Source organism: Tomitella cavernea (genome assembly GCF_016599145.1).
GTDB classification, from domain to species: Bacteria; Actinomycetota; Actinomycetes; order Mycobacteriales; family Mycobacteriaceae; genus Tomitella; species Tomitella cavernae.
In genome coordinates this window covers 50057-60378 of sequence record NZ_JAENKO010000027.1, presented here as the reverse complement: position 1 = coordinate 60378, position 10322 = coordinate 50057, and the positions used below count along the sequence as shown (strand labels likewise).

At 71.2% G+C, this 10322-nt stretch carries 8 protein-coding genes and 1 pseudogene; 6 read left to right on the top strand and 3 right to left on the bottom strand.

The genetic code is table 11. The annotated features are described in order from the left end of the window. Nucleotides 1-509 precede the first annotated feature (509 nt). The 4 genes from JJ683_RS10990 (at nt 510) to ilvD (ending at nt 5566) form a co-directional block, all read left to right on the top strand. Nucleotides 510-1604, top strand: a complete 1095-nt coding sequence (locus JJ683_RS10990; protein ID WP_200174054.1) for an alpha/beta hydrolase — start codon at nt 510-512, stop codon at nt 1602-1604. 64 nt (nt 1605-1668) lie between these two features. Beyond that, nucleotides 1669-3069 (top strand): FAD-binding oxidoreductase, encoded by a 1401-nt coding sequence (locus tag JJ683_RS10985; RefSeq protein WP_200174051.1) that lies wholly within the window; start codon nt 1669-1671, stop codon nt 3067-3069. 190 nt (nt 3070-3259) lie between these two features. Continuing rightward, nucleotides 3260-3619: a thioredoxin gene (gene trxA / locus JJ683_RS10980; RefSeq protein WP_182346398.1), complete on the top strand. Its 360-nt coding sequence runs from the start codon at nt 3260-3262 to the stop codon at nt 3617-3619. 210 nt (nt 3620-3829) lie between these two features. Further along, nucleotides 3830-5566 carry a dihydroxy-acid dehydratase gene (gene ilvD, locus JJ683_RS10975; RefSeq protein ID WP_200174050.1) on the top strand — a complete coding sequence of 579 codons (1737 nt, stop codon included), beginning with the start codon at nt 3830-3832 and terminating at the stop codon, nt 5564-5566. Between the two features lie 102 nt (nt 5567-5668). On the opposite strand, the gene JJ683_RS10970 is transcribed toward ilvD, so the two are convergent. Beyond that, nucleotides 5669-6424 carry a hypothetical protein gene (locus tag JJ683_RS10970; RefSeq protein ID WP_200174049.1) on the bottom strand — a complete coding sequence of 252 codons (756 nt, stop codon included), beginning with the start codon at nt 6422-6424 and terminating at the stop codon, nt 5669-5671. A 313-nt stretch (nt 6425-6737) separates the two neighbouring features. Between JJ683_RS10970 and JJ683_RS10965 the strand changes: the two genes are divergently transcribed. Further along, a complete protein-coding gene (locus JJ683_RS10965) occupies nt 6738-8102 on the top strand; it encodes an adenylate/guanylate cyclase domain-containing protein (protein ID WP_307810857.1) in 1365 nt (454 codons plus the stop codon). A 42-nt stretch (nt 8103-8144) separates the two neighbouring features. Continuing rightward, nucleotides 8145-8606 (top strand): hypothetical protein, encoded by a 462-nt coding sequence (locus tag JJ683_RS10960; RefSeq protein WP_200174047.1) that lies wholly within the window; start codon nt 8145-8147, stop codon nt 8604-8606. Between the two features lie 36 nt (nt 8607-8642). Here the strand turns inward: JJ683_RS10960 and JJ683_RS10955 are convergent, their stop codons facing one another. Continuing rightward, nucleotides 8643-9335, bottom strand: coding sequence for a hypothetical protein (locus JJ683_RS10955; protein ID WP_200174046.1), 693 nt, complete (start codon nt 9333-9335; stop codon nt 8643-8645). A 271-nt stretch (nt 9336-9606) separates the two neighbouring features. Further along, a pseudogene (locus JJ683_RS19110) lies at nt 9607-10128 on the bottom strand (ribonuclease H family protein); the annotation flags it as partial. Nucleotides 10129-10322: the final 194 nt, after the last annotated feature.

The window sequence follows — 10322 nt, the reverse complement described above, 5'->3', positions numbered from 1 at the left end:
CGCCGCGAGTGCGACGCCCGTGCGCAGCACGCCGGCGCGCACGCGTCGCAGCGGGCCCCGCCCCGTTCCCGCGCGGGAACGGCGGCGGTCGGGTCCGGTCGGTTGTGTCGGCATTCTCATCCACCTCGGTCGGTCCGGCCGTCTACGATTTCCGCGGGCCGCTGCCGCGGCCGATCACGTGCACGACATTCTCCCACTTCCGGGCCCGACGCGCGCGGCACCCCCTTCCCGGCACCGTCTCCGAGCGCGCCCCCGGCCTGCGGTTCACGGCCCGCGATCTGTAGCGTCCTGCCGCGGCGGCGCGATAGTCCTCCATACAGGTGGTGAACGCCTGTCAAACAATTTGATAACGATGTGATGCAGAACACGTGTCAGTGTGGCATTGTTTGCTCGCGGCACGAGTACGACGCAGAAGAGGAACGACGCAGAACCGCAACGACGCGGAACCGGAACGACGCAGAAGGCCGGGGCGGATCCCCCCCGGCCCGACGTTGCAGGAGGAGGACGCCATGACTCGCAGTAACGTTCTGCGGCTCATCGAGCCCGGCCGAGGCTCTGCGCGCCGGCCGGATCCCGCTGTGCGCACGCCGTCGTCGGCCGGTGGCGCCGCCCCCGCGGCCGGTGTCGCCACCACCGTCCGCCGCCAGCACATGCGCGGAGTCAGCCTCCAATCGCAACTCGTCTCGCGCGCGCTCAGCGTCACGGCCCGGCCCACGTTCTCGCTCTGGTCCTACACGAGCCGCCTGGCCTGGCCGGTGGGGATGCTCGACGCCGCCGCCACGGCCCTGCCCGCCGTCGACGGCACGCAGCACCAGCCCGTGCGGCTGCAGAACTGCGATGCCGAGTGGATCCAGGGTCCCGGCGCCACCGCCGAGCACGTGGTCCTCTACCTGCACGGCGGCGCTTTCCTGTGCTGCGGGCTGCGCACCCATCGGCGCATGGTGTCGCGCATCTCTGCGGTCAGCCGATCATCGGTACTGGCCGTCGATTACCGCATGCTGCCGCACAACACCATCAGCGACGCGATCGCCGACGGCGTCGACGCCTACAAGTGGCTGCTGGCCAACGGCTACAGCGCCGAGGACATCGTCGTGGCGGGGGATTCGGCCGGCGGGTATCTGGCCTTCGAAGTGCCGCTCGCCATCGCGGAGGCCGGCCTGCCGGGGCCCGTCGGCATCGTCGCGATGTCGCCGCTGACGGAGATGGACCCCACGCGCAAGCTGGCCCACCGGAACTCGCGGCACTGCTCCTTGTTCCCGCGGCGCGCCGTCCCCGCCCTGTCCAGGCTGTCGAACCGGCTGGACGAGCAGGCGATGACCACCCGCGGCCAGCTCCCGCGCGTGTGCCCCGTGGACGCGGACCTCACGCAGCTGCCGCCCACGCTCATCCAGGTGGGTTCACACGAGATGCTCTACCCGGATTCGGCGCTCATGGCCGAGCGCCTCGCCGCGGCGGGAGTGCCATGCGAGCTGCAGGTGTGGGACCACCAGCCGCACGTGTTCCAGGTGTTCGCGGACGTCATCCCGGAGGGCCACGACGCGATCGCCGAGATCGGCCGCTTCCTCCGCTCGTCCTGGGGCGCGCTGCTCACCGCCGTCGAGTAGCCCTAGAACACCGCCGCGGCGGCCTACAGTGGGCCTCGAATCCGCACTTCCCGGGAGCTGCCGCATGTCCACCGCCCACCACGCAGCGCCGGCCGCCGCGCCGCCGGCGCTTCTCGACGAGCTCGCCGCGCAGCTGACCGCCGGGGCCCTGCTCACCGACCCCGACACCACGGTCGGCTACCGCCAGGACTGGGCCCAGCAGCCGGACGCCGGTTCCCCCGTCGCCGTGGTCCGCGCCACCTGCACCGAGGACGTCCAGGCCGTCATGCGCTGGTCCGACGCGCACGGGGTGCCCGTGGTGCCCCGCGGCGCCGGCACCGGCCTGTCCGGCGGCTCCAGCGCGGTCGACGGCTGCGTGGTGCTCAGCCTGGAGAGGATGCGCGCCATCACCGTCGACCCGGCCACCCGCACCGCCGTGGTGCAGCCGGGCCTGCTCAACGCGGAGGTCAAGAAGGCCGTCGCCGAGTACGGGCTGTGGTATCCGCCGGACCCGTCGTCGTACGAGATCTGCTCCATCGGCGGCAACGTCGCCACCAATGCGGGCGGGCTGTGCTGCGTCAAGTACGGCGTCACCACCGACTACGTCCTGGGCCTGCACGTGGTGCTGGCGGACGGCACGCTGGTGCGGCTCGGCGGGCCGCGGCTCAAGGACGTGGCGGGGCTGTCGCTGACCAAGCTGTTCGTGGGCTCCGAGGGCACGCTCGGGGTCGTCACGGAGATCACGGTCCGGCTCATCCCCCGCCAGGATCCGGCCGTGACGATGGTCGCGACGTTCGCGTCGCTGCGCGCGGCGGCCGACGCGGTGCTCGCCATCACGCGGTCGATGCGCCCCGCGATGCTCGAGTTCATGGACAGAGTGTCGATCAACGCGTGTGAGGACTATCTGAAGATGGACCTCGACCGCACGGCCGAGGCCATGCTCATCGCCCAGTCCGACGCGCCCGGCGGGCATGCGGCCGCCGAGCTCGACCGGATGGTGGCCGCATGCAAGGACTCCGGTGCCACCGAGGTGTTCCACACCGACGACGCCGACGAGGGCGAAGCCTTCTGCGCCGCCCGGCGTGCCGCGTTCCCCGCGGTGGCGGCGCTGGGCGCGCTGCTGTTCGAGGACGTGGGTGTGCCGATGACCCGGCTGCCGGAGCTGGTGACCGGCATCGCGGACATCGCCGCCCGCCGCGACGTGACGATCGCCGTCGTCGCCCACGCCGGCGACGGCAACACGCACCCGCTGATCGTGTCCGACGCCCAGGATCCCGCCGTGGCCGCGCGCGCCGAGCAGGCCTTCGGGGAGGTGATCGAGCTGGCACTGTCGATGGGCGGCACCATCACCGGCGAGCACGGCATCGGTCGTATGAAGAAGGCTTGGCTGCCGCAGTACCTGGGCGCGGACGAGATGGAGCTCAACCGCCGCATCAAGACGGCGCTCGACCCCAAGGGGCTGCTCAACCCCGGTGCGGTGTTCTGACGGTAACCGCTGGTGGGGCCGGTCACAGCGCGACGCGGGGCACGCCGCGCCGGGGAATGTCGCAGCCACCGGATATGTTGTGCCCTGGTGAGAGCATGACCCCGCCGCGACGACCTCCACGGTCGTCCGGCGCAGGGCCGCGCCGAGTGAAACCGACCCGCTCACGGCGGGAAGACCGATTGGAGAGGCCATGGCCACCCAGGACCTCACTGCCGACACCTTCGAGCAGACCATCACCGACAACGACATCGTCTTCGTAGACTTCTGGGCCGACTGGTGCGGTCCGTGCAAGCAGTTCGCGCCCACCTACCAGTCCGTGGCCGAGCAGAACCCCGACGTCGTGTTCGGGAAGGTCGACACGGAGGCCGAGCAGCAGCTGGCCGCGGCCGCGCAGATCTCGTCGATCCCCATGCTCATGGCGTTCCGCGAGGGCCAGCTCGTGTTCGCACAGCCGGGCGCGCTGCCCAAGCAGGCCTTCGAGCAGCTCGTCCAGCAGGTCAAGGACCTCGATATGGAGCAGGTGCGGGCCCAGATGGCTCAGGAAGGCTGATCGGGGCGGGCCACCGGCCCTTTTCTCCCAGCACCGTCGGCGGGGCGGGGCGCCAGTACTGACGCCCCGCTGCGTGCACGCTCCACCGCGCGTCGGCACTTGCTGTCCTGCCGGGCGCGTTTCCCCGGCCTGCCCCTTGCCGACCACCGTGCACTGCGGGTTATGTAGTGGGCAGCGAGTATTGGTGCTGTCTACGGATAGGGGAGCACGATGGCAGACGAAAACGCGGCACACAGGCCCGCGCCGGGCGGGACGGCGGCCCACGATGTGAAGCCGCGCAGCCGCGACGTCACCGACGGCCTGGAGAAGGCCGCCGCACGCGGCATGCTCCGCGCCGTCGGCATGGGCGACGCGGATTGGGGCAAGTCGCAGGTGGGGGTCGGCTCGTCGTGGAACGAGATCACCCCGTGCAACCTGTCGTTGGACCGGCTGGCCCAGGCCGTCAAGGACGGGGTGCACGCGGCCGGCGGATATCCGCTGGAATTCGGCACCATCTCGGTGTCCGACGGAATCTCCATGGGCCACGAGGGCATGCACTTTTCGCTGGTCTCGCGCGAGGTCATCGCGGACAGCGTCGAGACGGTCATGAACGCCGAACGGCTCGACGGCTCCGTGCTGCTCGCCGGGTGCGACAAGTCGCTGCCGGGCATGCTCATGGCCGCCGCGCGCCTGGACCTGGCGAACGTCTTCCTCTACGCCGGCTCCACCCTGCCCGGGGTGGCCAAGTTGTCCGACGGCACAGAGCGCGAGGTCACGATCATCGACGCGTTCGAGGCCGTCGGCGCCTGCTCACGCGGGCTGATGAGCCGCGCCGATGTCGACACCATCGAACGCACCTTCTGCCCCGGCGAGGGCGCCTGCGGCGGGATGTACACCGCGAACACCATGGCGTGCGTATCCGAGGCGCTGGGCATGTCGCTGCCGGGCAGCGCCGCACCGCCCGCGTCGGACCGCCGCCGCGACGGGTACGCGCGCCGCAGTGGCGAGGCCGTCGTCCGACTGATCGCTGATGGCATCACCGCGCGCGACATCATGACCAAGGAGGCCTTCGAGAACGCCATCGCGGTGGTGATGGCGTATGGCGGGTCCACCAACGCGGTGCTGCACCTGCTGGCCATCGCGAACGAGGCCGAGGTGGAGCTGACGCTCGACGACTTCGTGCGGGTGGGGGCGCGGGTGCCGCATCTCGCCGACGTCAAGCCCTTCGGCAAACACGTCATGCTCGACGTCGACCGCGAGGGCGGCGTCCCCGTGCTGATGAAGGCCCTGCTCGACGCGGGCCTGCTGCACGGCGACTGCCTCACCGTCACCGGCAGGACCGTTGCCGAGAACCTCGCGGACATCAACCCGCCCGACCCCGACGGCCAGGTGCTGCGCGCCCTCGACGACCCCATCCACCCGTCCGGCGGCCTGACCATCCTCAAGGGCTCCCTGGCGCCGGGCGGGGCCGTGGTGAAGTCGGCGGGTTTCGACGACTCGGTGATCCGCGGGACTGCGCGCGTGTTCGACCGCGAGCGGGCCGCCCTGGACGCCCTCGAGGACGGCACAATCCGGGCGGGCGACGCGGTGGTGATCCGCTACGAGGGCCCCAAGGGCGGGCCCGGCATGCGGGAGATGCTCGCGATCACCGCGGCCATCAAGGGTGCCGGGCTGGGCAAGGACGTGCTGCTCCTCACCGACGGCCGTTTCTCCGGCGGCACCACCGGCCTGTGCGTCGGCCACGTGGCGCCCGAGGCCGTCGACGCCGGGCCGATCGCCTTCATCCGCGACGGCGACCGGATCACGCTCGACGTCTCCGGCGGTACCCTCGACCTGGAGGTCGACGATGCCGAGATGACCCGCCGACGCGAAGGCTGGCAGCCTCTCCCCGCCCGCTACACGCGGGGGGTGCTGGCCAAGTACGCGAAACTCGTGCAGTCGGCGTCCGTGGGCGCTGTCTGCGGTTAGAGGGAGGCGGCGTCGCGCCGCGCGCCGGTTGCGGCGACACGCCGGGACGACACGCGCGCGGGAGGATGATCGGCGCTCGGCGCACACACCCGGCCGCGGCAGCTACGTGCCCAGGGAGCGCAGCGTCTTCTTGGCCTCGGCCAGCTCGCGCGCGAGCTCCTCGACCCGCCGTTCCGCCTGTGCCCGAGCCGAAACCAGCACGGCATCCACCGCCTTCGACGCCGCCGGAACCCCCAGCGCATCGACCGCCTGCACCACGGATTCGGCGTGCACCGGGACCGGCTTGCCGGACCGGGCACCGCCGCCGACCACGGTGACCGCCCATTCGTGCGGCGCGCCCGAAGCGGCGCCCTCGATGGTGACGGTCACAGATGCGGGGCCGCGACCACGCGGCCTGCGGCGGGGTTCCGCCGCGCCCCGGGCGGCCGCGGACCGCGCCGCCGCAGCGCGGGCATCCTCAGATCCGGATGCAATTCCCGCAGACGGAACCCGCTCCGGCACCGCGGCTTTCGACGGCGCGGCGGTTCCAGCAGGGGCGACGGTTTCAGCAGGGGCCTTCTTCGCAGGGGCCTTCTTCGCAGGGGCCTTCTTCGCAGGGACTGCGGGCGCCTTGCGCGTCATGCGAAGCTCGTCGGCCTCGTACGGCAGCTCGTCGTCGATCCGGCGCGGCTTGACGGTCACGGTCTTGCCGTCGATCGATTGCACCTTGGCCGAGGCGCCGGCCGGCACGTCGAGGCTGGGAACGGGATCCCGCAGATACACCGTCGGCGTCCTGCCGTCCGCCAGTGCTGCACGAAGCGCGTCGAGGTCGCCGTCGGTGAGCGAGGCCGCCGTGCTGGCGGCCGAGCGCGTTGCCATTGTGCCTGTTCCTTCCGAAGCCGGGGTCAGTGCCGGTGCTCGCGATACGTGGCGACCGTCTCCCTGGTGCAGCCGGCCAGGGCCGCCACGGGTCCGTTCCGGGCGCGGCGCGGCTTCCGGTCTCCGGCCGGCGCCGACAGCACCCACCAATCGCATCCGAGGGCCGGACTCGTGAGTCATGATAGGCACCCGCGGCGACACCGTCGTCCGCCCCTGGCGGTCGCCGACGGCGGTCGGCCGATATCGACGCGGCCTCGGCGATAGGATCGGACAGCCGGGAACCGAACGGATCGACAGCGCGGAAGGGAACGCAGTGGCACGTCAACGAGGCCCCTCGCGGTCCGGCGAAGCATCAGGCCCGCCCGGGCCCACCGGCGGCACCCCGCGCCCCGGCGCCGCCCCCGATCCCGATGACGCACCGGCCCCCGTGGACGCTGCGCCCGCCGTGCCGGCCTACACCGCATCGGCCGGGTCCGACAGGGCCCGCACCCGGACGCGTGAGGCCGATCGCGCCCGCGCCCGCGCCGCGGAATCTCTGGCGCCGCCCAGCGTCGTCGACGCGACGCGCAAGGCCATCGAGGTCTCGCTGCTGGGCGGCGAACGCAAGTACGACCGCTACGAGATCGCCGAGCTGGCCGACGTGCCGGTGGAGCGCTGCACGGAGTTGTGGACAGCCATGGGGTTCGCGATCCCATCCGACCCTGATGCCGCGAACTACACCGACTCCGACGTCGCCGCGCTGCGCGTGCTCAAACGGCTCACCGACTCCGGCGTGCTCAGGCCCGACGTGATCGCGCCGATCTCGCGCGCCACCGGTCAGGCCATGTCGCGCCTCGCCGAGTGGCAGGTATCGCTGGTGACCGACTTCGTGCTCCACGCGCTGATGGATAACCGCCGATACCCCGGCAAGTGGCCGGGTGGTTCCGCGTCCGATGCCGCACATACGCCGGGAACGGACGCCGGTGACGAGCCGTTCGACGAGGAGACCGTCACTTCGATCGTGGTGCAGACGGCCGATGCGCTCCTGCCGATGATCCGCGACCTGCAGAACCACGTGTGGCGGCGGCATCTGGCCGCCACCTCCGAGCGCATCCTGCTGCGCACCCGCGAGGGCGACGACAGCCGTCCGTTCGCCGTCGGCTTCGCCGACATGGTCGGCTACACGCACCTGACCCGGCGGATCGACATCACCGATCTGGCCACACTGCTCGACGAGTTCGAGTCGATCTGCGCGCGGGTCATCGCCGAGCACCACGGCCGCATCATCAAAAACGTCGGCGACGAGGTCATGTTCACCGCCGACGACGCCGACACTGCCGCGCTCATCGGCATCGCACTCCAGGACGCCATCGGCGAGGCCGAGACGCTGCCGAAGATCCGGGTGGGCATGGCATACGGCGACGTGCTGGTGCGCTATGGAGACGCGTACGGCGCCGTGGTGAACATCGCCGCCCGCCTCACCGGCGCGGCGCGGCCGGGCACCGTGCTGGTCGACGAGTCGCTGGCGCAGCAGCTCACTCCGCCGAACGGCCTGTCCACTCGCATGATCCGTCCGGTGAAGGTGCACGGGTACTCGCGGCTGCGCGCGCGGCAGCTGCGCAAGAAGACCCGGTGGGTGCGCTCCGACGGCGAGCGACCCGCGCGCGGCGGCCGATCCGACGACGAGAGCGCCGAATAGGCACCGGAAAGTCGCGGCACAGCCGCCGGATAGTCTCAGCGCATGACCGAACCTGTTGCAGTGGCTTCCGGGAGCTCCGAGTGGTCGCTGGGGCTCGACGCCAAGGTCACTCTGCTGTGCGCAGGGCTGATCTTCCTGTGGGCGCTGGCCCTCGGGGTGTGGAAGTACCGGCAGATGGCCGTATCCCCCACCCACCTCGCACATCCCTACGTCGACATCGCCCACCGTGCGGCGCTGATGTATTCGTTCGCGACTCTTCTGCTGGCGGTGTTCGCCGAGCTCAGCGCCTGGCCCACCGCGGTGAACCTCGTCGCCGCGCTCGTCGTCATCGCCTTCTTCGCGGCCGCCATCGGCAGCTATGTGGCCCACGGCGTCCTGCGCGACACCGACAACCAGTTCTCCCACCCCGTCCGCGGCACGCACGCGTTCATGCTGGCGCTCATCGTCGGCGAGGTCGGTGGCACCGCAGTGCTGGTCGCGGGGTTCGTCGCGGGCTGGGCCTGAGCACGCGGAACGCGCCGGTTCCCGCCGTGGCCGGCGTCAGTTCCCGCCGGAGTCGTCGTCCTGCTTCTCCTGGATGGGCTGGTCGATCCTGGAGTTGTCGGCGACCTCGGTGATCACCCGGCGGGCCTCGTCGACGGTCGCGTCGTCGGGCGCCTTGAGGGTGGACTGCAGCAGCATACCGACGCAGTGCGTGGAGCTGAGCTGGATGCTCGAGTAGTACTGGACGTACCGGTACTCGGCGCCGTCGACCTCGCGCGTGGACTCGCCCAGTTTGCGGTGGTCGCCCAGGCCGCTGTCGGGGTCCTCGATGGAGTCGAAGTCGATGGGGTCGCGCTGCGCTTTGAGCATCGACTCCACCTTGTCGCACGGGGTGATCTCGGTGAACTGGGCGGTGATGGCCGCGCCGGCCTGCGCCTGGGCGGCGAATGCCGACCGTGCCGCATCGTCGCCGACGACCTTGCCGCCCAGCTCCTCAGGGATTCGCGAGCGGTCCAGCAGGGCGTAGGTGACGCCGCTCTGACCGGTGGCCTCGGCGGGGTCCGACGGCAGGAAGTCGTTCTGGTTGATCATGCTCCAGCCCTGCGGTACGAACATCTCGATCCGCTTGTCGGTGCCGAAGCCGAGGGGCCGGTACTCCCCGTCCGGAGCGGGCGCGTCCCCGCCGGACCCGCAGCCCGCCAGCACCGCTGCGGCCAGGACACCGCCTACTGCGGCGACACTCCGTTTCACTGCGATCCTTCCTGCGGGGCTGCGCCCATCGTCGATGCGCTGCGGGCAGGCCGCACCGACCGCCCGGGCTCGGGCATCCAGGCTAGAACAGGGTGAGCTCTTCGCTTTCGGCGGCGGCGAACAACGACGGCTGATCGGGCTGGTCGGGGTCTGCGGGCTGGTCTTGGATTGCGGACTGGGCGGGCGGCTCGCTGCGCGCCGTGGCCGCAGGTGCCAAGTCCACGTGTGCCTGATCCGCCGGCGCAGGGCCCGTCGGTGACTCCGTGGACGCGGACGCCACTGCCTCAGCAGGCTCGGACGCGGACGCGGCCGCAGCACCGCCGAATCGGTCCGCCCCGGGGGCGGGAGTCGCGACGATCTTGCCGTCGCGTGCAGCCCGGGCCGCCTTGCCTGCCAGCGAATCCGCCATCTCGTTGAACTCGTTGCCCACGTGGCCGCGCACCCAGCGGAACCGTACCGGGCCCGGGCGTTCCCCGATGGCGGCGTCGATGGCCCGCACCAGTTCGACGTTCTTCACCCGGGTTCCGCCGGCGGTCTTCCACCCGCGGCGCTTCCACCCGGGCAGCCACTCAGTGGAGCACTTGATGGCGTATTGCGAGTCCGACTCGATCATCAGCGGCTCATCACCGGGGTGCGCGCTGATCGCCTCGAGGACCGCGCGCAACTCGGCGATCTGATTGGTGCCCTCGGCGGCCCCGCCGGAATGCGCACCGCCGCGGTGGTCCACCCATGCCCAGCCGATGGCGCCTCCAGGGTTCTTCAGGCAGGACCCATCCGTGCTGACCATGATCACGCACCAGACCATACGTTCGCATCCGGCGTGTGGCCACCCCTCCACGCCGCGCCCCTCCGCGACATGCATCACAGCGAGGCACGCGCGTTTCGGTTCGAGGGGCGGTGCCACCGGGTGCCGCGCCCGAACTTCGAACGCAAACCCTGTTCGCGCCCGACGTTGCGCCATTCGGTCCGTAACTACGAACTGGACCC

What these genes read in the sequence shown, in the direction of transcription:
- JJ683_RS10960 (WP_200174047.1), top strand. Translation starts at nt 8,145, where the DNA reads ATGACCGAACCTGTTGCAGTGGCTTCCGGGAGCTCCGAGTGGTCGCTG.
- JJ683_RS10970 (WP_200174049.1), bottom strand. Translation starts at nt 6,424, where the DNA reads ATGGCAACGCGCTCGGCCGCCAGCACGGCGGCCTCGCTCACCGACGGC.
- ilvD (WP_200174050.1), top strand. Translation starts at nt 3,830, where the DNA reads ATGGCAGACGAAAACGCGGCACACAGGCCCGCGCCGGGCGGGACGGCG.
- JJ683_RS10990 (WP_200174054.1), top strand. Translation starts at nt 510, where the DNA reads ATGACTCGCAGTAACGTTCTGCGGCTCATCGAGCCCGGCCGAGGCTCT.
- trxA (WP_182346398.1), top strand. Translation starts at nt 3,260, where the DNA reads ATGGCCACCCAGGACCTCACTGCCGACACCTTCGAGCAGACCATCACC.
- JJ683_RS10985 (WP_200174051.1), top strand. Translation starts at nt 1,669, where the DNA reads ATGTCCACCGCCCACCACGCAGCGCCGGCCGCCGCGCCGCCGGCGCTT.